We start from the raw sequence: 23,175 nt of genomic DNA on the forward strand, positions 1-23,175 counted from the left end.
TATGTATTTGGTGTGTGGCGAAGCGCTGTTTGATTTCTTCAGCGAAGACGATGCCAGTGGTCTGGCCTCGAAAGTGAATTTCAAGGCGATTGCTGGCGGCTCGCCGTTCAACGTCGCGGTGGGTTTGCGCCGTCTGGGTGTGGACTCGGCCTTGTTCGGTGGGCTGTCCACCGACTACCTCGGCCGCCGCTTGCAACAGGTGCTGCAGGACGAAGGTGTGCGCCCGGATTATCTGGTGGACTTCGCTGCACCGACCACGCTGGCGATGGTCGCCGTCGGTGCCAATGGCTCGCCGCATTACAGCTTTCGCGGTGAAGGCTGCGCTGATCGGCAACTGAGCCTGGCGCATCTGCCTACGCTAGGCCCTGAGGTGCGCGGCTTGCACGTCGGCTCGTTTTCGCTGGTGGTGCAGCCGATTGCCGACACACTGCTGGCGCTGGTGCAGCGTGAAAGCGGCAAACGCCTGATCAGCCTCGACCCCAACGTGCGCCTCAATCCCGAGCCGAATATCGACCTGTGGCGCGAACGAATCGCCACGCTGGTGCAACTGGCCGATCTGATCAAAGTCAGCGATGAAGACTTGAGCCTGCTGTATCCCGAGCAGGATCCGCAGCGGGTCATCGAAGGCTGGCTGGAGCATCGCTGCCACATGGTATTCCTCACCCGCGGCGGCGAAGGCGCAAGCGTGTTCAGTCGCGCCCACGGCTCCTGGTCAGTGCCAGCCTGTTCCGTAAAGATCGCCGATACCGTTGGCGCCGGAGACACCCTCCAGGCTGCATTGATTACCTGGCTGACCGAGCAGGGTCTGGACTCGGTCGAAGGCGTGCAGCAATTGGCCCGCGAGCAGATCGACGCGATGCTTAATTTCGCCGTGCAAGCGGCAGCGCTGACCTGCAGCAAGACCGGTCCGGATCTGCCCTATCGTCATCAATTGACCTGAACGCGTAAACTGTCGCCCTTTTACGCGCATCACAGGATGACGGCTTTTGAATTCTCGGCAGACGATTGGACTATTGATACTCGCGGCACTGTTGACGGGCTGCGGCACCTCGCCGCCCCGCTCGCCTGAAAACATCTGCGAGATCTTCCGGGAAAAAAGCGATTGGTACGACGCCGCGCAAGTCACGCAAAAGCGCTGGGGCGTACCGATCCAAGTGCCGTTCGCAATCATGTATCAGGAGTCCGGCTACCGCTACGACGCCAAGACTCCACGCAAATACCTGCTCTGGGTCATTCCGTGGGGCCGCGTCTCGACCGCATCGGGTTATGCGCAGGCCAAGGATGAAGTCTGGTCCGACTACCAGAAAAGCACCGGCAGAAACTGGGCCGACCGCGAAGATTTCGACGACGCCATCGACTTTGTCGGCTGGTACATGGACAAGACCACCTCGATCAACGGCGTCTACAAATACGACGCCTATGGCCAGTACCTCAACTATCACGAAGGCTGGGGCGGTTATCGCAACAAGACTTATGCCGCCAAGGCTTGGCTGATGCCAACTGCGCGCAAGGTGCAGAATCGTTCCGACATGTATGCCCAGCAATATGCTGGCTGCAAGGAAGACTTGAATCGCGGGTTCTGGAGCCGGTTCTGGCATTGGCTATAAACCCGCTCCCCCTGTAGGAGCTGCCGCAGGCTGCGATCTTTTGATCTTGTTTTTGAAAATCAAAAGATCGCAGCCTGCGGCAGCTCCTACAGGGGATTTGGGTGCGGCGCAGGTCCAGTGTGGGAGCTAGCCGGCTAGCAATGGCAACCGTTCAAGCGTTACAAATCCAGGGTTTACAACACCGAAAAGTTGTAACTCACAATCAACCGCGTCTCATCCACATCCCGCGCAAACTGCTCGTAATTCGTGCGGTAAGTCGCATTCCGCAAGCGCAAACTCACATCCTTGAACGTCCCCGTCTGAATCACGTACTTCAACTCGCTGTCACGCTCCCACTCTTTGCCTTCCTGATCACTGCCCACAACCTTGATGTGATCACCGTTCACATAACGCGTCAGGAAACTCAGACCGTTGATGCCGATCGCCTTGAAGTCATAGTCATAACGCAGTTGCCAGGAGCGTTCCTGCGCGGCGGCGAAGTCGTTGACCTGCACATAGTTGACCAGATACGGGTTGCTGCCATCGAGGTACGGCATTGAGTTGTCACCGTTCATGCGCTGCCAGCCACCACTGAAAGTGTGGCCGCTGATGGCATAAGACAGTATGCCGCTCAGTGCACGGTTATCGATTGAGCCGGCCTTCGCATCGCCGCTGTCGGCACTTTTCAGCAAGCGCAGATCAGCTTTCAATACACCGTTGCCCAGCGGCTGATTACCCAACAGCCCCACGAAGTGCTGACGATAGATGTCTTCAAGTTCGGCGTAGTGATACTGCGCAGTCAGACGATCGTTGATCTTGTAGTCGAAGCCGTACATGTCGAAATGGTCGGCGGTGGTGTTACACGCGTAGCGCTTGTTCTTGCAGTGCACGCGGATGTCTTGCGAATCGGTGGAATCACGCGCGGTGTACTTGTCCAGACGCGCCGCCATGAAGGTCAGATCCTTCACTTCTTTTGAAGTCAGCATTGCGCCATTGAACATCGTCGGCAGCAGACGACCATCGTTGTACTTGAGCAGCGGCAGATCCGGCAGCAGCGCGCCGTATTTCAGCACCGTGTCCGAAACCTTCACTTTCGCGGTCAGGCCGATTTTCGCGTATTGATCTTTCGAACCGCGCGGGTCCTGCCCGCTGGACGGCAGCAAACCGCTGTTACTGCTGTCGGCGCTGGAATCGAGTTTGAAGCCAAGCATGCCCAGCGCATCGATACCGAAGCCAACCGTGCCCTCGGTGTAACCCGACTGCAGATTGAGAATGAAACCCTGCGCCGACTCTTCACGCTTGGACGCGCCCTGATCATTGGACGTGTGCCCATCACGGAAATCGCGGTTGAAGTACACCGTGCGCGACTCGATTTTCGCCGTTGTGTCTTCAAGAAATCCGCTGGCCTGTACTTGCGCGGTGAAACCGGCGCACAGCACAAAGGCTCCGAAGCCAAACGACTGCTGGCGCGGGGTGATGAGGGGAAATGGGGGACGCATGAAAAACTCCAACAATGAAGCGTTTGCGCAAAGGCGCAATAAGCCAGAAAAATAGCTCCCGTCCCGGATCAATGAAGCGCCGAGAGGAAGTGGACACGCAGGGGTGAGTCGCAATGATGGCAGATGGCTTTGACGTGCTACAGGCGACTTTAGTCTGAAACTGACTGGCTATTCTTCGGCGCTTTGCCGTTCGAACCCTCCAGATTGGTAAGCCATGCTTTTGGGGAAATGCCCGATTTTATTGGGCCGAACGTTCGTCCTAAGGGTTTTCCCTATAACCCGCACAGGCTGGGCGTACGGCATTTGCGCCTTGAACCAGACGGTCTAATCCTGCAACATCCACCTCCTGCTTATTCAACGGACGGAATTCAAGGCATGCTGGACGCCAACGCAACCCACATCACCCTCACCCTCGAAGGCGTTTCCGCTGACCTGCAAGTCCTGAGCTTCACCGGTCGCGAAGCCCTCAACGAACCGTTCCGTTTTGACCTCGAACTGGTCAGCGCTCGCCCCGACCTCAAACTCGAAGAGCTGCTGCACAAGCGCGGCGTGCTGACGTTTGGTGCCACCGGCGAAGGCACGATCCACGGTTTGGTGTACCGCATCGAGCAAGGCGATTCCGGCAAAACCCTGACGCGTTACAGCATCAGCCTGGTGCCGCAACTCGCCTATCTGCGGCACAACCACGATCAGCAAATTTTCCAGCAACTGACCGTGCCGAAGATCATCGCTCAGGTGCTGGAAGATCGCGGCATTCTTGCCGACGCCTACAGTTTCCAGCTCAGTGCCGAGTACCCGGAACGCGACTACTGCGTGCAGTACGACGAGTCCGACCTGCATTTCATCCAGCGTTTGTGCGAAGAGGAAGGCATTCACTTCCACTTCCAGCACAGCAGCAGTGGGCACAAACTGGTGTTCGGCGACGACCAGACCGTTTTCCGCAAACTCAAGGCCGTGAGCTACCAGCAAGACTCCGGCATGAGCGCCGACAAACCGGTGATCAAGCGCTTCAACCTGCGCCTGGAAACCCGCACCACCCGCGTCAGCCGCCGCGACTACGACTTCGAAAAACCGAAGATCCTGCCCGAAGGCGCGGTCAAGTCCGAGTTCGCTCCGGACCTTGAGGACTACGACTACCCCGGCCGCTTCACCACCCGCGAGCGCGGCAAGTTCCTCTCGACCCGAGCGCTGGAACGCCATCGCAGCGACTACAAACTCGCCGAAGGCAAAGGTGACGAACCAACCCTCACCAGCGGCCATTTCCTCACGCTCGCCGAACACCCGCGCGCCGAATGGAACGACCTGTGGCTGCTGCTGGAAGTCCTCCACGAAGGCAAACAACCGCAAGTGCTCGGCGAAAACGTCACCAGCGACGTCACCGACAACAAATCCGATTTCCACCAGGGCTACCGCAACAGCTTCATCGCCACCCCGTGGGACGCGCACTACCGCCCTGCCCTCGAACACCCGAAACCCAAAGTCCTCGGCAGCCAGACTGCCGTCGTCACCGGCCCGGGCGGCGAAGAAATCCACTGCGACCAATACGGCCGCATCAAAGTCCAGTTCCACTGGGACCGCGACGGCCAGTCCAACGACAAAACCACCTGCTGGATGCGCGTCGCCAGCGGCTGGGCCGGCGCAGCCTACGGCGGCATCGCCATCCCGCGCATCGGCATGGAAGTCCTCGTCACCTTCCTCGAAGGCGACCCCGACCAGCCCCTCGTCACCGGCTGCCTGTACCACAAGGAAAACGTCGTCCCCTACGACCTGCCCGCAAACAAAACCCGCAGCACCTTCAAAACCCTGAGCTCACCGGGTGGCAAGGGCTACAACGAATTTCGGATCGAAGACAAGAAAGGCGTCGAGCAAATCTACATCCACGCCCAGCGCGATTGGGACGAAAACATCGAGCACGACCAGAAAATTCGTGTGGGCAACGAACGGCACGACACCGTTGAAGCCAATACGCTGAGCGAGTTCAAGGTTGAAGAACACCGGATTACGCATCTGGATCGCAAAAGCGAAATGCGTGCGGATGATCATTTGACCGTGGGCGTGACGCAGCATGTGAAAGTCGGCACTGCTCAATTCGTCGAAGCCGGCACCGAAATCCACTACCACGCCGGCGACAAGGTTGTGGTTGAGGGGGGCATGGAACTCACGGCCAAGGCTGGCGGGAGTTTTGTGAAGGTTGATGCGGGTGGTGTGACGATTAGTGGCGCTGAGGTGAAGGTGAATACCGGGGGTGCGCCTGGTGTGGGGACCGGGATCGGGATTTTGATTCCGTTGATTCCGGGGTTGGCGGATAAGGATAAATTCGGGAAGTTACTCGAAAGTGCGCCACGTAGTCATAAGGCAAGGTTCCAACTCCTCGATGAAAAAACGGGCGAACCGGCCAAAGGAAGCCCGTATACCTTAACGCTTGCAGATGGAACGAAAGTCGCAGGCTTCACAGATCACGAGGGAAAAACTTTTTTAGCTCGTAGTGCAGAACCAGCAGAAGTCGAACTTTTTCTGCCTGAGCGTAAACCAGAGCCTAAACAACCTCTAATTAGAGCGGGTGAAAGTGCTCCTACCGAAATGACGCTTGACTACAAAGCTGCCACGGAGGGTAATTAAATGCCGGTCATCCAACCACCCGAAGCACCAAAAGGGTGCGCCACTACCAGCGTGAAAGGCGAAGTGACGATTGGCACGGTCGCTCCTCACAATCAAGGTTATTTGATGGAGAAAGCGAGATACGCTGCTCGTTTTCCTAGGTTAACAGTCAAGCCACTTAAGGGGGGCGGAGTCACTGATGTCGAGCTAAAACAGCTTGTCATGAGCGGACTAATCAAAGCTGATGAGTATCGTCACGACTTTCGCTGGGACTATAAGGCAGAAGTTAGTTTCGACATGTCTCCCAAACGACCAAGCCCTCCTATTCCGTTTCTGAGTACATCTTTGTTCAGAGACCAAAAGCCTGATCCTGATCGGCGCCACACTATGACTTTTTTCCCAAGTGGAAGAACGTCAGGACTACTTCGACGCCCCGACGTGATCATTGTGCAAAACCCTAAAAAACGCTGGCCAGGAACAGAAGGCCGCGACCATGATGGTGCGAAGCACGAGGACAACCTTGAACGAGTTGTAGAGGTAAAATTCCCAAATGACTTCTTATCTCAGGATCAGCGCCAAGATTACGAGCGAATAGCGGGAAAAAAAAGCCGATTTGCAGTACTTGAAGTGAGTGACTGCCGGGACGATGAGGATCGTAAACGAGATAAGGAATACAATAGGGAACATAGGCCAACTCGAGCGACTGACCCTGCAAAATGGCTACCTTTGTTACCACCAAAGAATCCTGGAAGACCACCCCGGCCGGCCCCTGTCCCCGTCCCTGCCTATGGGCCAGAACCTGCTGCCCGCGCAGCGCACATTGAAAGCTGGACTCAACAAGTACAAAGCGCTGTGGACAGTTTGTTAGAGCAAGGTGCGCAAGGTATTCGTCAACTGTCGGAGGAGATGCAAAAGCATTTGCACGAAGCCGTCACATGGCTTGACTCTAAAGGTGAGTGGGTCAGGAACGAGGCCCAGAAAACCTGGCAGTGGTTAAGTGAAAAAGGTGGGAAAGTTTTAAGCTGGACAGATGATCAGTTGAGAGCAATCTGGATGGAAGTACAACGCTACACTGATCTCACCCTTGAGATGCTAAAGGAAATCAACTGGGCTCAAGTGCTTGTTGATTTAGGCATCGCTGTCGCAACGGTTGTCGTTGTGGTTGCGATCGGTGCGGGCCTGGTCAGTTTGGGAATTCCTGCAGCGTTGGTTTCAGGCTTCTTGCTATTAATCCGCTTGGCTATCGCGGCTTGGGGAGCATTGGCTGGAGTTTTGAGTGCTGGCGCGGCAGCAGCCGGCACAGCAGTAGCCGGAGCAACTGCAAGCGTAACTGGAGCCGTAGCTGGCACGGCTGCGGCCCTCACAGGATTAGTCGTCGTTCCGGCTACGGCAGCAGCACATTGAGAATTAGAGCATGAATGAATTAGAGAAACTATCAGCAAATGCGCCAGATTTGACGTTCGAACTGGAGGACGGAACTTCTGTAGTGAGACTCGGAGTAATTGCTACCGTTTACTTTAAAGAAGGTTACACAGCCACAAAGAAGTCAAAAATCATTGAGTGTTTTGAAAAATACCATGATGAGTTCGGAGCACATCTTAAAGGGTTGCTTCAGGACAGCTACAAAAAATTGACTTCGGCCTCAATGGAAAAAGCCATTACCAAAATACGCTCATCATCCGGCAATGATCGGTGCGAGTTACACCTGACCAGCGCGTCGAGCACAAAGGAAGCTGCCAGTTATGGAATATCCACACTTAACTCTCGGGAAATCCACGAAAATAGCGAGCGGTCATATATAAAAATAGTTTTCCCCTGGGATGTTATTTCCACAGACGAGGGACGTGCGACTTATAGAGCATGGGTAAAATACCTGTGCAACCAAGTCGAAGCAGAGCATGGTTATGGTGGGTTATCGACGGTACTACCATTCGATTATGATAGCTATATGCCCATGGAGTACGAGCTCGCTCAAAAATATAGCGGTCTAGATGTTGACTCAATGCCTCATAGTTTGTCATCAGAACTCGTCAACAATATAAAAGGCGTCAATTGGCAAACTATCATTGGAAACTCTTTTGTTGAGAGCATTGGCGGAGAAACCGTTCTGCGACAGAGGCTAAGCGGGCGCGGCGACATCAACTTTTTCAATTATGACTATGGCATCATTATTCAAGCGGGGGAATATCCCCAATTGGGCACTACAGGTGAAAATGAACTCGGTGCTTATGTTGCGGTAAACCGAATCGTAAAATCAGTGCGAATTCCAGAACCGGATCAAATCCATCATTACTCTCCTTATGGAAACTGCTTCGACGAGGAAAGTACAAAGCGATGGTATGCACGGTTTGACCGGGACGAAAGTAGCGCTACCCCTACCCGTATTGAGTCGAATCAACCATGCACGAAAGATGGCTACTGGTTCACTCCTGCCAAAGCAAATTCGAGAAGATACTTCAAACAAGGCGAATTAATGCCTAGTTTTAATGACTCAGACTGGGGCGATACGCTTTGGTATTGGTCAGGCGAAGAATAAGCAGCCCTGTCATTCGCTCAGCTCTGACTTTCAGACGCTGAGCGAAGCTCATTTGAAGTTAAGAATGGGCTATTGCTCTGCACCAGTAAAAGTAATAAACACGGAATTCAAGGCATGCTGGACGCCAACGCAACCCACATCACCCTCACCCTCGAAGGCGTTTCCGCTGACCTGCAAGTGCTGAGCTTCACCGGTCGCGAAGCCCTCAACGAACCGTTCCGTTTTGACCTCGAACTGGTCAGCGCTCGCCCCGACCTCAAGCTCGAAGAGCTGCTGCACAAGCGCGGCGTGCTGACGTTTGGTGCCACTGGCGAAGGCACGATCCACGGTTTGGTGTACCGCATCGAGCAAGGCGATTCCGGCAAGACCCTGACGCGCTACAGCATCAGCTTGGTGCCGCAACTCGCTTATCTGCGGCACAACCACTATCAGCAAATTTTCCAGCAACTGACCGTGCCGAAGATCATCGCTCAGGTGCTGGAAGATCGCGGCATTCTTGCTGATGCCTACAGTTTCCAGCTCAGTGCCGAGTACCCGGAACGCGATTACTGCGTGCAGTACGACGAATCCGACCTGCATTTCATCCAGCGTTTGTGCGAAGAGGAAGGCATTCACTTCCACTTCCAGCACAGCAGCAGTGGCCACAAACTGGTGTTCGGCGACGACCAGACTGTTTTCCGCAAACTCAAAGCCGTGAGCTACCAGCAAGACTCCGGCATGAGCGCCGACAAACCAGTCATCAAGCGTTTCAACCTGCGCCTGGAAACCCGCACCACCCGCGTCAGCCGCCGCGACTACGACTTCGAAAAACCGAAGATCCTGCCCGAAGGCGCGGTCAAGTCCGAGTTCGCTCCGGACCTTGAGGACTACGACTACCCCGGCCGCTTCACCACCCGCGAGCGCGGCAAGTTCCTCACCACTCGCGCACTTGAACGCCATCGCAGCGACTACAAACTCGCCGAAGGTAAAGGTGACGAACCGACCCTCACCAGCGGCCATTTCCTCACCCTCGCCGAACACCCGCACGCCGAGTGGAACGACCTATGGTTGCTGCTGGAAGTCTTCCACGAAGGCAAACAACCGCAAGTGCTCGGCGAAAACGTCACCAGCGACGTCACCGACAACAAAAGCGATTTCCACCAGGGCTACCGCAACAGCTTCATCGCGACCCCGTGGGACGCGCACTACCGCCCTGCCCTCGAACACCCGAAACCGAAAGTCCTCGGCAGCCAGACCGCCGTCGTCACGGGCCCGGCCGGCGAAGAAATCCACTGCGATCAATATGGCCGCATCAAAGTCCAGTTCCACTGGGACCGCGACGGCCAGTCCAACGACAAAACCACCTGCTGGATGCGCGTCGCCAGCGGCTGGGCCGGCGCAGCCTACGGCGGCATCGCCATCCCGCGCATCGGCATGGAAGTCCTCGTCACCTTCCTCGAAGGCGACCCCGACCAGCCACTCGTCACCGGCTGCCTGTACCACAAGGAAAACGTCGTCCCCTACGACCTGCCGGCAAACAAAACCCGCAGCACCTTCAAAACCCTCAGTTCACCGGGTGGCAAGGGCTACAACGAGTTTCGGATCGAAGACAAGAAAGGCGTCGAGCAAATCTACATCCACGCCCAACGCGATTGGGACGAGAACATCGAGCACGATCAGAAAATTCGTGTGGGCAACGAACGACATGACACCGTTGAAGCCAATACGCTGAGCGAGTTCAAGGTTGAAGAACACCGGATCACGCATCTTGATCGTAAAAGCGAAATGCGCGCGGATGATCATTTGACTGTCGGTGTGACTCAGCATGTGAAGGTGGGTACGGCGCAGTTTGTTGAGGCGGGGACGGAGATTCACTATCACGCTGGTGACAAGGTTGTGGTTGAGGGCGGTATGGAGCTGACCGCCAAGGCTGGCGGGAGTTTTGTGAAGGTTGATGCGGGTGGCGTGACGATTAGTGGCGCTGAGGTGAAGGTTAATACCGGGGGTGCGCCTGGCGTGGGGACCGGGATCGGGATTTTGATTCCGTTGATTCCGGGGTTGGCCGCAGCGGACATTGCCGGAAGGCTGATGGAAAAAGCCAAGGCCAATCCGACATGGCTTGAGTTGAATTTGCACTACGACAATCTGGAACCGGTGCCGGGCGCGTCTTATCGCGTGGATTTTGCCGATGGCTCGACCCGCGAAGGCGTGCTGGACGATGACGGCTTCGCCCGTTTGGAAGACGTGCCGAAAGGTCCGGCCAAAGTCTATTACGGCGAGGATCCGCGGCCTTTTGATCGCGAACCAGTGAAAATCGTCCAAAGTAGCGATGCAAAGGTCAATGAGGACATCCGAAAACTTGGACTCGATCCAGACAACGTTGATTTACAAGCACTAGTGGAGAAAGCCGCAGGGAGGCTGACATGAGTGAAGAAGCGCAAACTGAAGACCGTACAGCAGCTTATAAAGAGGCAGCAGTCGAACTTGCGAAGGGTATTGCCTTAGGAGCCGTACCCTTTCTAGGTCAAGCGATCGACGCGTACGACACAGTAGAGTCCTCTATCGTCCTCTACAATGCGGAAACTGCAGACGGTAAAGATGAAGCAAAATTTGATTTACTCCTTGCAGTTATCGGCTGGATTCCTGGACCAGGTGATGGTCTGAAAAAAAGCATGCGCATAGTCAATAAAGATCCTCAGCGTTATGCCCCGGTTCTATTTGATTTGTTGCGTTTTGTATTGCAAGAGTGTGGTATCAAGACAAGTCCGGAGGAGTTGCTAAAAGAAGTATTCAACGCGTCGAAGCTCCGAGGTGAACTTGACGACATCATTAGCGCGGTAAAAGGTTCTTCAGCTTTCCAAAGCCTGCCCAACTGGGCTCAATCCGCAGTTGTCACCGTACTCGCGACCGCTCGCGACAACATGCCAGAAATGATCGGCATTGTGGAAAGGCGCTTAACAAAATGGAAAGGGATGCAACGTAATAGTTCCGCATTATCTTCAGGATCTACCCACCCCAAGAGGGTAGAAAAACCTGCTGGCAAGGACGCGACCGTAGCAAAAAATGGCAAAGACGGTCCAAGTTCCGCTCACTCCAACCAGCCTGCTAACACGAAGCTAGCCGTTGCCACCGCAGACATCCTCAACGAGGGCTTAGGTGTGTGCGGAGAGCATATCGCAGACTATATATGCGCAGAGAAATTTGGCTGGGGAAAAAAGTGGGACGGTCATGATAAAGGTTCAGAAGGCAAATGGCTGGACGGGAAACCGAACGGCGATACGCTTGGAAAGTTGTCAAAAGGTGGCAACCCCAAGGCTAGACATGTTCTATACAAACTTACAGATGGGGCAAATGGAACCGGAATCGACTCCATCTGGCGAGCGAACCCAAGTACAAACAATAATAAAAAATTCGCTATAGTTGAAGCGAAAGCTAGCAAGCGGGAAGACGCGCCTAAGTTTCTGCAAAAAATTGAAGGTTCAAAACCAAAGATTGCTTCCAAGCTAGGACTTTCCGGGGTTCTGGATCCTTCTGAACTTCTCGAACCGATTACGGATGACGCAGATCAGAATAAACCCGCCAAACAAAAGGCAGGTGGAAAAGCTGGCGGAAAATACGGTGGTAAATCAGGCGGAAAAACCTCAAGTGACAATGCAAAAGCTACTAACGACAAGAACATTCCGAGTGGCAAAAACAATAAAAAAACAGATGAAAAGTCAAAGAAACACATAGTTCAGATGAGTCGCGTTTGGATAACATCAAAGCTACCATTGGCGATAAAAAATATTGAACTACGAGAAAGCATCATGAAGTCCTATACTCGCCACTTATTTTTCACTCCTCTTTATCATAAGAGCCTCAGCCCCAAAGCGCATGCTGACGCTCAGCTGGCAAGTTCACATGAAGAAACTCACCGCGATCACGACGGGTTTCATTATGGCGAGGAGGAAGTAAGAGAGGCCGTTAATAAACGATTAGCCTCATTACGAAAAAAATATGGGAATTTGGACGTATTAAAAGAAGAGGCTAGAATACCAGCATGAACAGACGCCAAAAATTCATTTTCGACTCTTACTATCAAAAATCCATAAAACTTTATGACGAAACAGAATCCCGCTGGGAAAATGAAACCATGCAGGCAGATAACCCTGCACAGGAAAAGGCTCTTCGCACAGGCTACTTTAAAGATTCTGCATTCAATGCACTACTGATAAGCTATACCGCAGGGGAACCAATAGAAACGCTACTCCCAAGGCTAGAAAAGCTTATAACTTGCTATGAAATCTATCAGAATGCTCTAGCTTTGGAAGACGGCGAACCTGACATTTCACCATTAGCAATAGATGATTGGCCTGAGCAATATGAAGAGTGTGTCCAAGTTATCAGCCTATGCATATTACTGCATCAAAAAGATTTACTTATCCGCTTTGTCAACTTGATTGATCGCGCAGGATATGCACACGAAGATACTTTATACGAAGATCTTCTGCGCAAAATTCTTCCTGGACGGTCAGATCTTGATGAATGGTATCACGAACTTTATTCGCCGCTAGTGAAAGCAATTTACTCTGATGACGAAAAAGAAGCGAGCGACCTGCTACTTGAATACTGCAAAGAATGGTACCCCGCGTTCGGAAAACTACAAACCAACTGGCATGATAGCCACTTAGACATAGAAGATGATGATGGAAACTATGTTGGGTATTGGGCTTTCGAAGCCGCTGCTGTCGCTTTTCTGTACGGAATAGATGATCGTAAGATCAGTCATATGGTCTACCCTAAAGATTTAGTCGAATATGCTAGAAACTATCAATCATCAAGCTCCTCGCAAACATCTCGAGTGGACGCGGGAAAACCGTGCATAAAGTCAGGCTTTTGGTTCACTCCCGCTCAAAACGATTCTCGCCGTTACTTCAACCTAGGAGAAATCATGCCAAAGTTTGATAATTCTGCTTGGGGCGACACGATCTGGTATTGGTCTGGCGAAGAATAAGCTGCTCTACCGTTCGCTCGGCGCTAATTTTCCGGCGCTGAGCGAAGAATGCAAGAGAGCGAAAAACACACTTGGATATAGTGTCAGAACCATTCTGCACATTACTAAAATAAAAACCAAGTCAAAGCAAGTTGAAAGCATTTCACTGAAAAATATCGGCAATACTAATTTTTACCCTTGAGTGAAAACTCTACTATGAACGGAAGACAAGAATTTTTAACCGAGGCCAGATATTTCGATTTTCGCGATTACAGCGACGAAACCAAAGAGTTCTGGGCGAACAACACATTCGAGTCAGACACTCCAGAGCAAGAAGCCTCATTAAGAGCTACGCACTTCAAAAACGTAGCCTTAAAGAAACTGTTCATCTCGTACACCGCCGGATTAGAAATAACCTCGTTAACACCGCTTCTCGAAGAACTCATTACACACTATGAGAACCGCCAGAAAAAACTATCTCTATCTGAAAATATAGTAGATATATCGCCTCTTGCCATTGACGACTGGCTAGATGAGTACGAAGAGTGTGTTCAAGTAATTAGTTTATGCATTCTGCTGCGCCGCACAGATCTACTAAAGCGATTCGTCGAACTCTTTGATAAAGCAGGCTACAACGGTCAAGATGCTTTGTATGAGGATCTTCTCTGTAAAGTACTCCCCGACAGAGAAGACATTGACGACTGGTACCACGAAGTTTATACGCCTCTTCTTCAGGCCATCTACGCAGATGAAAAAGACGAAGCATCTGATCTGTTGACAGAATATTGCAAAGAATGGTACCCGGCATTTAAACAAGCTCCTTGGCACGACTCTCATCTGCAGGGTGACGAAGGAAGCTATGTTGGATACTGGGCGTTCGAGGCAGGTGCTGTAGCGTTTCTATACGGCATAGATGATCGCAAGATTAACCATATGGTTTATCCAAAGGATCTTGTTGAATACGCACGAGGCCATACTACTTCAGATAAAAATAACACCATCAACCGCATTGAAGCGGGCCAACCTTGTAGCAAAACAGGTTTTTGGTTTACGCCAGCCCAGGAAAACTCTCGCAGACACTTTCAACAGGGTGAAATCTTTCCTGACTTCACCGACTCCCGCTGGGGCGATACACTCTGGTATTGGTCAGGAGAAGAATAAATCGTTCGCTCAGCGCTTATTTTTCGGTGCTGAGCAAAACATACAGAAAACACATTTATATTAGAGATATGGGCTGTTGCTCTACAGTGACTTGCCGTTGCAGCCAAGTTTAGGCATTAATATATGCAGAAAAGACAAAAACTCTTCAGTGATGCCCACTACGAGAATTTCTTGAGAGAGCACGGCGAAGCTAATGAAATCTTAAAAACAACCAAATTCAAGTCCGACACATCCGAAGGTGAAGCAACACTTCGCTCAAGGTTTTCTCAACGTTTAGCACTTCGAAAGCTAATGGCGATGTATACAGCAGGCGAAGAAATATCCTCGTTGATTCCTCAGCTTGAATATCTAGTTGAAAAATATGAAATCCGGCAGGCGGCACTAGCCTTATCTGAGCAATCTCCTGAAGTTTCACCACTTGCAATAGACGATTGGCCACACGAGTACGAGGAGTGCGTTCAAATTATAGGCCTTTGCATTCTATTACATCGCACAGACCTGCTTAAGCGCTTTGTTAAGTTGATAGATAATGCTGGACATGCAGGAGACGATACACTGTACGAAGATTTACTCTGTAAAATATTACCTGACAGAGCTGATGTAGACCAATGGTTCCACGATGTTTATTCTCCGTTAGTGCAAGCTATATATGAAAAAACAAAAGAAGAAGCCACAAACTTTCTAAAAAATATTGCAGCCAATGGTATCCGGCCTTTAAACAAGCTCCTTGGCATGATACTCACCTGCAGGGAGAAGAAGGAAATTATGTCGGACACTGGGCGTTCGAGGCAGGAGCTATCGCATTTTTATATGGGATAGATGACAGAAAAATCGATCACATGGTTTATCCAAAGGACTTGGTCGAATATGCCAGAAGTGTGGCCATTCGATTGGAATAGAATATTCATGAACATACGACAGACACTCTTCAGCGCCGCACGTTATGAAAATTTCATCAGAGAATATGATGAGCTTCTAAATTTGTTCTCAACGAACAAATTCAAATCAGACTCTGCATTAGAGGAAGCATCTCAGCGCGTCAGATATTTCCAGACGCTCGCTTTGGAAAAGCTATTCGCCACCTATACAGCGGGTGAGCGTATAGAAAAACTTATTCCTATGCTTGAAGAACTGATAGAGAAGTATGAAATTCGCCAAAAGACTTTGGCCGAGTATCTAGGCGTGCCGAACATTTCTCCTCTGGCGATCGACGACTGGCCCCATCAGTACGAAGAAGCCGTTCAAGTCATCAGTCTTTGCATACTTTTACACCGGACTGACCTGCTCCTACGCTTTGTGAAACTCATTGACGACGCAGGGTACGGAGGTGAAGACACCCTTTATGAGGCCTTACTAAATAAAGTTGTGCCACATCGGCACGACATAGATGAGTGGTATCACGACGTCTACACACTACTCATCCAAGCGATCTACAGCGACAACAAAGGCGAGCCGCCTAAACTTCTTAAAAAATACTGCCAGCAATGGTATCGAGCCTTCAAGCAAGCCCCTTGGCACGATTCCCATCTTCAAGGAGAGGAAGGAACCTACGTAGGGTATTGGGCATTTGAAGCAGGCGCTGTTGCCTTTCTGTATGGCATTGACGACAGCAAAATCGATCACATGGTCTACCCCAAGGATCTGGTCGAATACGCTCGCAACCTGCAACCCCAATGAGCTTTTCGAATGCCGCGCCACCCACCACTCAGCCTGCCCTCTTTCGACGACAGGCTTTTTTCAGAGAAAAATCAAACCGGCGCCTTCCAGTTCAACATCTGCTGCTGCGCCACCTGAAGCAAATCATTGCCGTCCTGAATCAGCAGGTACAACGCATGTGTAATGTGCGGAATGTCCTGAACATCGGCGTGTTTGAAGCAGAGGCAATGCAGGGTTTCGAGCAGGTCGGCCGAGGCGCGGACGCGCTGGACGGCGGCTTCGAGGATGTCTTTGGGGTTGGCTTCGGTGTCGATGAGCAGCGTTGGGCTTTCGGTAACGTTGCTGTTGAGGGCGAGATAGCGGTTTTGCAGCGGTTTAATTATTGGCATATGTGGTTACTCAGACTGGGGCGATAGTAACCGCCAGCACTGTGACCAAACAGTGGGAGGCGGACTGTATGCAGGCTTGGTCAACCGAGAACAACCCCAAACTCAGCTCGCCCGAAGGCGTCCTGCACACAGCCGCCACAGCAATGCACCGCGAGGACATAGATGTCCGCAGCGCAAATGATGGCACATCTGCAATGGGGGAGGTTATCAGGTGACCAAACCCGAATCGCTGATTTTGCAGCGACACCGAACCATAACCGCCCCACTCCAGCCGCCGAAAGCAGACAAGGCATCTGGCCTTGTAGGAATCCGCACTCCCTCCCGCAGAAATCGTCCCGCTCCCTGACAGCCGGCGTTCAGCTGGGTTAACCATCACTTAACGCCGTGGTCAAAAACTCTACTGAACCGCACGCCCTCAGCCTCTCGCTGACGCCCAGTGCGGCAGGTTCGGCTGCATTGCGCCGAACTCTCATCCGTCGTACGGGAGTCGCACCATGAACATTCGCACGCTACTGCTCACCACCGCCCTCGCCTCCACCGCATTCGCCGGGCTGGCCCAGGCCAATGACGCGTCCACTTCGTCCAGCGCCGTTCCTTATCAGTACGGCATGCCGCTGCATGTGGCGAAAGTGGTGTCGTTGACCGAGCCGCCAACGCAGGATTGCAAGGTGATTACTGCCGACATGAAGTACATCGACAACAACGGTAAGCCTGAGGAAATCAGTTATCGGAAATTGTCTGACGCGTGCAGTTACCAGAACTGACAGAAAAGTCTGATTTATGGCGTTGCGGTAGGTTTGGCGGGCTCGCGGGGTTATGCTCGGGGCCCGCCTCACTGCCGCAAGGATTAGCCATGCAGTTGCCGTTTCGCACGTTGTCGAGCTTCACGTCTTTGTTGTGTTTTCTACTGGCCATCGTCTGGGGATTTTTGCCGGATGTGTTGTTGGCGATCTGGAGCATCGAGTATTCCGAGGTCGCGGGTTTTGTTGCGCGGCGCAGTGCGGTGCTGTTCGCGGCGTTGGGGGTGATGTTTTATCTGGTGCGCAAGGTACCGCCGTCGCTTGGGCGTAATGCGCTGAGCAACGGGTTTATCGTTGGGTGTTTTGGTTTGGCAGTGCTGGGTTTTGCTGAATGGCTGAACGGCCATGCCGGCCCCGGGATTCTGCTCGCGGTGCTGGTCGAGTTCGCGCTGGGCCTTGGATTTTTGCAGGCCCGGCGCGTGACGGTCGAACTGGGTGAAACGGTGCGTTAAACGGCTCTGGATCGTGGGCTGTAATGATGCGGCGACGTTTTTCGCGCAAGATCCGAACGCAGCCCGGCGATCAGCTCATTGATTTCACGACAGCCATTGAGGTGGCTGGCATCGATGTCACTAACCAGCAGTTCGACCTGGTCGGTCTTGTGATCGCCGAAAACCTTGACGGTCATCGACAGGTCCGGCGACAACGTGCATTGACAACGTTTAGGCAGAAAGCTGCTTTCAATGATGTTGCGTAGTTCCAAGGCAGAAAGAAACATGATGAACCTCTCCTTATTGATGAGACTGCCAATCAACTCTTCACGTTGACCGTTTTTGCTGCCCCTGCACGGGTGTGTCCCCGCTTATTCCTTGGGTGTAGCAAACGGTGGTACGGCGAAATGCCTCTTGGAGTGTAGGCGCCCGAAGCCGGTGCGCTGCACCAGACAGACGCATAAAGCATGCCTCTCATCGGATCGTTTTGACCCTCGTGAAATCAAGCACTTGCCGACAGGGCCAGCATTAAGCCAGTTGCAAATTGCATGAATCGACCATCGAGGCACTGCAAATTGCATGTCGGCGGCGGTTTGCATTCAGCGCCGGTGACGGTAAGAATGGCGCTCAACCACACTACACCTGCAAGGAGGCTTTTATGGGTTCTTTCCCAGCTTACGCGACCGTCGGCCTGATGATCGCCAGCCTGTCCACCCTCGCCCACGCGGCCAAACTGGAAGACGTAGCGCCGTATCCCAAGGCGGAGACCGGTTTCACCCGTCAGGTCATTCATTTGCCCAAGCAGGACAAGGAAGAGAATTTCCAGGTCGAGATTCTCGCGGGCAAAACCCTTGAAGTGGACTGCAATCTTCAACGCCTCGGCGGGATGCTGGACGAGAAAAACCTCGAAGGCTGGGGTTACCCGTTCTACCGTCTGGAAACAGTCATCGGCCCGATGAGCACGATGATGGCCTGCCCACCCGGCTCGCAGAAGAAACGCGCGTTCGTGCCTGTCGTCGGCGACGGCTTCATGCTGCGCTACAACAGCAAGCTGCCAGTGGTGGTCTACGCGCCGACGGGCGTCGAAGTGCGTTATCGCATCTGGTCCGCCTCGGACAAAGTCGGCACTGCCCTTCAGGAATGACCTGAGCAAGGAGCGTCATTGGTGATTACCTGCCACGTCAGATACGTGATCGACCCTTACCAATTGACCGAGTTCGAGGCCTACGCCAAGGCCTGGCTCGGCATTGTCGAGCGACTGGGCGGCACCCATCACGGCTATTTCTTGCCGTCCGAGGGTGCGAGCAATATCGCCTACTGCCTGTTCAGTTTTCCGTCGCTGGCGGATTACGAAAGCTACCGCCATATCGCGATGACCGACCCGCAGAGCACCGCGCTGGTGGAATCACTGGTCGAGAAGAAATTCATCCTCAGCTACGAGCGCAGCTTCCTGCGCCCATTGCTGCCCTGATCGCCATCACGCCGGGGCGCCGCATGCAGCGGCGCGCTCGGCGACGTGGCGCAGGCTGTCGAAGTTGATGTTGGCGCCCGAGTCGATTGCCACGAAGGTCTGCTCGCGCACACCACTTCTCGCCACGTATTGCTTGATTCCGGCCACCGCCAACGCGCCGGAAGGTTCGGTGATCGAGCGGGTATCGTCGTAGATATTCTTGATCGCCGCGCAGAGTTCGTCGTTGCTAACGGTGATGACTTCATCTACGCAAAAACGACACACTTCAAAACCGTACTCGCCGATCTGCGCCACAGCCACGCCGTCGGCGAAGGTACCGACGCTGGGCAAAACCACTCGTTGCCCCGCGTTCAGCGCAGCTTGCAGGCACGCCGAGTGCTCTGACTCGACACCAATGATGCGCACTTCCGGGCGAAGGTATTTGACGTAAGCCGCGATGCCGGCGATCAAACCGCCACCGCCTACCGGGATGAAGATTGCGTCCAGTGCACCTTGATGCTGACGAAGGATTTCCATCGCAACGGTGCCTTGTCCGGCGATAACGTCCGGGTCATCGAAGGGTGAAACGAAGGTGCGCCCTGACTGCTCGGACATTTGCAGTGCGTGGGCCAGGGCGAACGGGAAGCTCTCGCCGCGCAGCAGCGCTTCGGCACCGCGTCTTCGTACGCCCAGCACTTTGAGTTCGGGCGTAGTCGATGGCATGACGATGGTCGCCGCGATGCCCAGTTCACGCGCGGCCAGTGCCACGCCTTGCGCGTGATTGCCGGCCGACGCGGTGATCACGCCACGCGCCTTCTGCTCGTCACTCAGTTGCACCAATTTGTTGTAGGCACCGCGGATCTTGAAGGAGAACGTCGGTTGCAGGTCTTCGCGCTTGAGCAGGATGCGATTGCCGAGCGCTTCGGACAATGCCGGTGCGGCCTGCAATGGCGTGCGCACAGCAATGTCATACACCGGCGCTGCAAGGATCTTTTTTACGTAGTGCTCAAGCAGGGCTTGCTGGTCGTTCATCATCGTCTCCTGACTCACGGTCCTTGTAGGAGCTGCGGCACGCTGCGATCTCTTGATCTTGCAGTTGATTGCAAAAACCAAAGTCAAAAGATCGCAGCCTTCGGCAGCTCCTACAGGGGTCGGTGTTTTTCGTTAAAACCCGGGAGACAGAAAGTGAAAACCCGCCTCTAGGGCGGGTTGGGTGCTGCAGTCGTGAGCTAGCCCGCCAAATGAGGAATGGCGGTAATAATGCTTGGCTGGCAGCGCAATACGGTGAAAGTCATGGGCTGAAAATTAGCTTGAGCGTCACCCGCAAGTCAATGGCCAATTTCACATGGCGCTAGTAGGCTGGCGGTTCTGCTCATCACTTCAAGGAATGAACGCATGATGTCTATCGCCCTGCCCCTCACGGCTTTGCTCGCCTTTACCGGCTATACCGTTTCGGTGATGCTCCAGGCCGAGCAGTCGTTGATCGATTTCGGCATCAGCCTGATGTCGCGGCCGGATACCGCGCAAGTGGTGATTGATCTGTATTTGCTGGCGACGCTGGCCGGGGTCTGGATGGTCAGGGATGCCCGCTCACGTGGGCAGACGGTTTGGTCGGTGGTGCCTTATTTGTTGCTGACGGCGATTTTTGTGTCGATCGGGCCATTGTTGTATCTGGTGGTTCGTGGGGTGAGGGATCGGAAGAAAATGATCGATACGCGTCAACCGAGCTGATCCGGATTATTTGTTGGTGCTCGATCAGCCTTCGCGAGCAAGCTCGCTCCCACCGTGGATCTTGCCAGACGCGATATTCCTTGAATTTACTTCCGCCCTGAACAGTCACTGTCTATGTAATGAATAAAATTTCGCTCTGTGCTTTTCAAACACAGACATGTCCCTTCGTGGAGCCTTGCCCATGACTATCCGATCCGTTATGTTCGCCGCCCCGTGGCTACTGGCCGCCGCCCTGTCTAGCCCAATGGTCATGGCCAGTGGCGATGAAAAGAACTCCGTGCAGAAACCCGAGTGTCCAAAAGGCCAGGTCTGGGACAGCAAGACCCAGAAATGCGCGCTGCTCACCAGCGGTGCCCACGCACTGACATCGATTCATCAAGCACCTGAAAACCCATAAACGGAGTCCATCATCAGCGATCAGGCATTCAGAGCAGAACTTGCGCAGCACCTCGCACGACTGTGGCGCTACGGTTTGCTGCTGTCGCGCAATCGGCATGTGGCCGAGGACCTCGTGCAGACAACGTGTGTGCGTGCGCTGGAGCGTTCTGCGCAATACGTCGCGGGTACGCGCATGGATCTCTGGCTGCTGAGCATTCTGCATTCGATCTGGCTCAATGAAGTACGCGCCCGCCGCGTACGTCAGGATGGTGGGCAGGCGGATGGGCAACTGACGCTCGACGGCGAATACGCGGCGCAAACACACGTCATGGCGGCGCAGGTGATCCGCCGCGTCGATGCATTGCCTGAAACCCAGCGCGAGACGGTGTATCTGACCTATGTCGAGAGCCTTTCGTATCGCGAAGTCGCCGAGATCCTGCAAGTACCGATCGCTACCGTAATGAGTCGTCTGGCCACCGCCCGCCTGAAGCTCGCCGAATACCCGCCACTGCAAGCGGTCCCGAAAACCACCGAAGGCGATCGCTGATGAACACACCTTCGGATGAGCAACTGGTGGCGTATCTGGACGGCGAAATCGCCGAGGATTATCGCCGCCAACTCGACGCCGCCATTGCCAACGATCCGCTGCTGAACCTGCGCGTGCAGTGGCTGAACCGCAGCAGCCTGCCATACCGGAACGCTTACGATGAATTGGCGCAACAGGCACCGCTCGATCGCCTGCAAGCACGGCTGGATGCCATACCTTCGCCAGAAACCCCGGGACTGAGTCGGCGCTGGTTTATCGGCGCTGCCGCCGCAACATTGGTGGCCGGCGGCGTACTCGCCGACCGCTTGTTTCTCGGCTGGCAGGCGCAGCAAACGCATGAGTGGCGAGGCTTGGTCGGCGACTATATGGCGCTGTACGGGCCGCAGACGCTCGACCACCTTCCTGCCGACGAAGCCACACAACGCGCGCAGTTGCGCACGGTCGATGCGCGAATGGGCCTGAGTCTTTCGCCCACCGTATTGAAACTGCCGGGCGCCGAATTCAAACGCGCACAGATGCTTGAATATGACGGTGTGCCGATTGCGCAGATCGTTTATCTGGATGCCAGGCACGGGCCATTGGCGCTGTGCGTCACCCGCTCGAACAGCGGCAGCCGGCCGCTGGAACATGAACGTCGGCACGCAATGAATGTGGTGTATTGGACCGAGCGCGAGCATGCCTGGATGCTGATCGGCCACGACGCCCCGACGGCACTGGAAGACAAGGCAAAATTGTTGAAAAGCCGCATAAGTGCATGACCCAGACTGCTCTATGCTGAGCGAGTGATTTTCCGAGGATGATTCACCGATGCCCATTTCTTCTCGTACTGCTTTACTGGTGATCGATGTTCAGAACGACTTCATTCCCGGCGGCCAATTGCCGGTGCCTGAAGGCGATAAAATTGTGCCGCTGATCAACCGCCTAGCCCGCCAGTTCAAACAGGTCGTTATTGCCCAGGACTGGCACCCAACCGGTCATGCTTCGTTCGCTTCCAGTCACCCCGGCCACCAACCCTACGATGTCATCCAGTTGCCTTACGGCGAGCAAACCCTGTGGCCCGAGCATTGTGTGCAAGCCACACCCGGCGCCGAGTTTCACCCGGAACTCGACCTGCCCCACGCCCAATTGATCATTCGCAAGGGCTGCAATCCTGACATCGACAGTTATTCGGCGTTTCTGGAGGCAGACCGTCGCACGACCACAGGGCTGTCCGGTTATCTGAAAGAGCGCGGTATAGACACGGTTTACATGGTCGGCCTGGCGCTGGATTTCTGCGTTATGTACTCGGCGCTGGACGCTCGGGCCGCGGGGTTCAATGCGTTTGTCGTGCTGGATGCTTGCCGGGCGATCGACATGAATGGATCGCTGGCGGCCGCGATCGACCGGATGCAGGGCGCTGGCGTTGGACTCATTCAATCGACCAAGCTGACCTGAACAACGCTACCCCCCTGCAGGAGCTGCG

General features: G+C 53.9%; 22 protein-coding genes and 3 pseudogenes. 21 read left to right on the forward strand and 4 right to left on the reverse strand.

What is annotated here, in order from left to right; genetic code table 11:
- The first annotated feature begins 1 nt into the window (after position 1).
- Positions 2–940 (forward strand): carbohydrate kinase family protein, encoded by a 939-nt coding sequence (locus tag ICA15_RS06885; RefSeq protein WP_210552800.1) that lies wholly within the window; start codon positions 2–4, stop codon positions 938–940.
- Between the two features lie 46 nt (positions 941–986).
- Positions 987–1,607, forward strand: coding sequence for a hypothetical protein (locus tag ICA15_RS06890; protein WP_210552801.1), 621 nt, complete (start codon positions 987–989; stop codon positions 1,605–1,607).
- A gap of 173 nt (positions 1,608–1,780) precedes the next feature.
- Here the strand turns inward: ICA15_RS06890 and ICA15_RS06895 are convergent, their stop codons facing one another.
- Complete coding sequence (locus ICA15_RS06895; RefSeq protein ID WP_210552802.1) at positions 1,781–3,085, reverse strand: OprD family porin; 1,305 nt, start codon at positions 3,083–3,085, stop codon at positions 1,781–1,783.
- 375 nt (positions 3,086–3,460) lie between these two features.
- On the opposite strand from ICA15_RS06895, the gene tssI (ICA15_RS06900) reads away from it, so the two are divergent.
- From tssI (ICA15_RS06900) to ICA15_RS06940, 10 genes and pseudogenes are all read left to right on the forward strand, one after another.
- Positions 3,461–5,704, forward strand: coding sequence for a type VI secretion system tip protein VgrG (gene tssI / locus ICA15_RS06900; protein WP_224450861.1), 2,244 nt, complete (start codon positions 3,461–3,463; stop codon positions 5,702–5,704).
- Complete coding sequence (locus ICA15_RS06905; RefSeq protein ID WP_210552803.1) at positions 5,705–7,087, forward strand: VRR-NUC domain-containing protein; 1,383 nt, start codon at positions 5,705–5,707, stop codon at positions 7,085–7,087.
- A 10-nt stretch (positions 7,088–7,097) separates the two neighbouring features.
- Entirely contained in the window at positions 7,098–8,219 is a 1,122-nt protein-coding gene (locus ICA15_RS06910; RefSeq protein WP_210552804.1) for a type VI immunity family protein, read from the forward strand.
- A gap of 114 nt (positions 8,220–8,333) precedes the next feature.
- Positions 8,334–10,625 (forward strand): type VI secretion system tip protein VgrG, encoded by a 2,292-nt coding sequence (tssI, locus tag ICA15_RS06915; RefSeq protein ID WP_210552805.1) that lies wholly within the window; start codon positions 8,334–8,336, stop codon positions 10,623–10,625.
- Positions 10,622–12,241 carry a hypothetical protein gene (locus tag ICA15_RS06920; protein ID WP_047301369.1) on the forward strand — a complete coding sequence of 540 codons (1,620 nt, stop codon included), beginning with the start codon at positions 10,622–10,624 and terminating at the stop codon, positions 12,239–12,241. The genes tssI (ICA15_RS06915) and ICA15_RS06920 overlap by 4 nt, the downstream gene beginning before the upstream one ends.
- Complete coding sequence (locus ICA15_RS06925; protein WP_210552806.1) at positions 12,238–13,191, forward strand: PoNe immunity protein domain-containing protein; 954 nt, start codon at positions 12,238–12,240, stop codon at positions 13,189–13,191. The genes ICA15_RS06920 and ICA15_RS06925 overlap by 4 nt, the downstream gene beginning before the upstream one ends.
- A 195-nt stretch (positions 13,192–13,386) precedes the next feature.
- Positions 13,387–14,331: a PoNe immunity protein domain-containing protein gene (locus ICA15_RS06930; RefSeq protein WP_210552807.1), complete on the forward strand. Its 945-nt coding sequence runs from the start codon at positions 13,387–13,389 to the stop codon at positions 14,329–14,331.
- Between the two features lie 123 nt (positions 14,332–14,454).
- A pseudogene (locus ICA15_RS28525) lies at positions 14,455–14,760 on the forward strand (hypothetical protein); the annotation flags it as partial.
- Between the two features lie 290 nt (positions 14,761–15,050).
- Positions 15,051–15,230: pseudogene (locus tag ICA15_RS28530) on the forward strand (PoNe immunity protein domain-containing protein); the annotation flags it as partial.
- Positions 15,231–15,237: 7 nt separating this feature from the next.
- Positions 15,238–16,008, forward strand: a complete 771-nt coding sequence (locus ICA15_RS06940; RefSeq protein ID WP_210552808.1) for a PoNe immunity protein domain-containing protein — start codon at positions 15,238–15,240, stop codon at positions 16,006–16,008.
- A 71-nt stretch (positions 16,009–16,079) separates the two neighbouring features.
- Here ICA15_RS06940 and ICA15_RS06945 read toward each other — a convergent pair whose 3' ends face one another.
- Entirely contained in the window at positions 16,080–16,376 is a 297-nt protein-coding gene (locus tag ICA15_RS06945) for a hypothetical protein (RefSeq protein ID WP_150591958.1), read from the reverse strand.
- Between the two features lie 494 nt (positions 16,377–16,870).
- On the opposite strand from ICA15_RS06945, the gene ICA15_RS06950 reads away from it, so the two are divergent.
- Both ICA15_RS06950 and ICA15_RS06955 read left to right on the forward strand, forming a co-directional pair.
- The gene (locus ICA15_RS06950; protein WP_210552809.1) at positions 16,871–17,140 is read left to right on the forward strand and encodes a DUF2790 domain-containing protein; all 270 of its coding nucleotides are present in this window, start codon (positions 16,871–16,873) and stop codon (positions 17,138–17,140) included.
- An 89-nt stretch (positions 17,141–17,229) separates the two neighbouring features.
- Complete coding sequence (locus ICA15_RS06955; RefSeq protein ID WP_210552810.1) at positions 17,230–17,628, forward strand: hypothetical protein; 399 nt, start codon at positions 17,230–17,232, stop codon at positions 17,626–17,628.
- On the opposite strand, the gene ICA15_RS06960 is transcribed toward ICA15_RS06955, so the two are convergent.
- The gene (locus ICA15_RS06960) at positions 17,625–17,894 is read right to left on the reverse strand and encodes a DUF1652 domain-containing protein (protein ID WP_150603826.1); all 270 of its coding nucleotides are present in this window, start codon (positions 17,892–17,894) and stop codon (positions 17,625–17,627) included. The two genes, ICA15_RS06955 and ICA15_RS06960, sit on opposite strands and share 4 nt — an antisense overlap.
- Before the next feature lie 371 nt (positions 17,895–18,265).
- On the opposite strand from ICA15_RS06960, the gene eco reads away from it, so the two are divergent.
- Together eco and ICA15_RS06970 are read left to right on the forward strand one after the other, a co-directional pair.
- Positions 18,266–18,751: a serine protease inhibitor ecotin gene (eco, locus tag ICA15_RS06965; protein ID WP_210552811.1), complete on the forward strand. Its 486-nt coding sequence runs from the start codon at positions 18,266–18,268 to the stop codon at positions 18,749–18,751.
- 21 nt (positions 18,752–18,772) lie between these two features.
- The gene (locus ICA15_RS06970) at positions 18,773–19,078 is read left to right on the forward strand and encodes an NIPSNAP family protein (protein ID WP_210552812.1); all 306 of its coding nucleotides are present in this window, start codon (positions 18,773–18,775) and stop codon (positions 19,076–19,078) included.
- A 30-nt stretch (positions 19,079–19,108) separates the two neighbouring features.
- On the opposite strand, the pseudogene ilvA reads toward ICA15_RS06970, so the two are convergent.
- A pseudogene (gene ilvA / locus ICA15_RS06975) lies at positions 19,109–20,092 on the reverse strand (threonine ammonia-lyase, biosynthetic); the annotation flags it as partial.
- A gap of 360 nt (positions 20,093–20,452) precedes the next feature.
- On the opposite strand from ilvA, the gene ICA15_RS06980 reads away from it, so the two are divergent.
- From ICA15_RS06980 to pncA, 5 genes are all read left to right on the forward strand, one after another.
- Positions 20,453–20,788, forward strand: a complete 336-nt coding sequence (locus ICA15_RS06980) for a DUF2834 domain-containing protein (RefSeq protein WP_210552814.1) — start codon at positions 20,453–20,455, stop codon at positions 20,786–20,788.
- Positions 20,789–20,969: 181 nt separating this feature from the next.
- Positions 20,970–21,185 (forward strand): hypothetical protein, encoded by a 216-nt coding sequence (locus ICA15_RS06985; protein ID WP_224450863.1) that lies wholly within the window; start codon positions 20,970–20,972, stop codon positions 21,183–21,185.
- 12 nt (positions 21,186–21,197) lie between these two features.
- On the forward strand, positions 21,198–21,713 hold the full coding sequence (locus tag ICA15_RS06990; protein ID WP_210553189.1) for an RNA polymerase sigma factor: 516 nt from the start codon (positions 21,198–21,200) through the stop codon (positions 21,711–21,713).
- Positions 21,713–22,471 carry an anti-sigma factor family protein gene (locus ICA15_RS06995; RefSeq protein WP_210552815.1) on the forward strand — a complete coding sequence of 253 codons (759 nt, stop codon included), beginning with the start codon at positions 21,713–21,715 and terminating at the stop codon, positions 22,469–22,471. The genes ICA15_RS06990 and ICA15_RS06995 overlap by 1 nt, the downstream gene beginning before the upstream one ends.
- 49 nt (positions 22,472–22,520) lie before the next feature.
- On the forward strand, positions 22,521–23,147 hold the full coding sequence (gene pncA / locus ICA15_RS07000) for a bifunctional nicotinamidase/pyrazinamidase (protein WP_210552816.1): 627 nt from the start codon (positions 22,521–22,523) through the stop codon (positions 23,145–23,147).
- Positions 23,148–23,175 lie beyond the last annotated feature (28 nt).

Origin of the sequence: Pseudomonas sp. P116 (assembly GCF_020149425.1) — a bacterium.
Lineage (GTDB): Bacteria > Pseudomonadota > Gammaproteobacteria > Pseudomonadales > Pseudomonadaceae > Aquipseudomonas > Aquipseudomonas anatoliensis.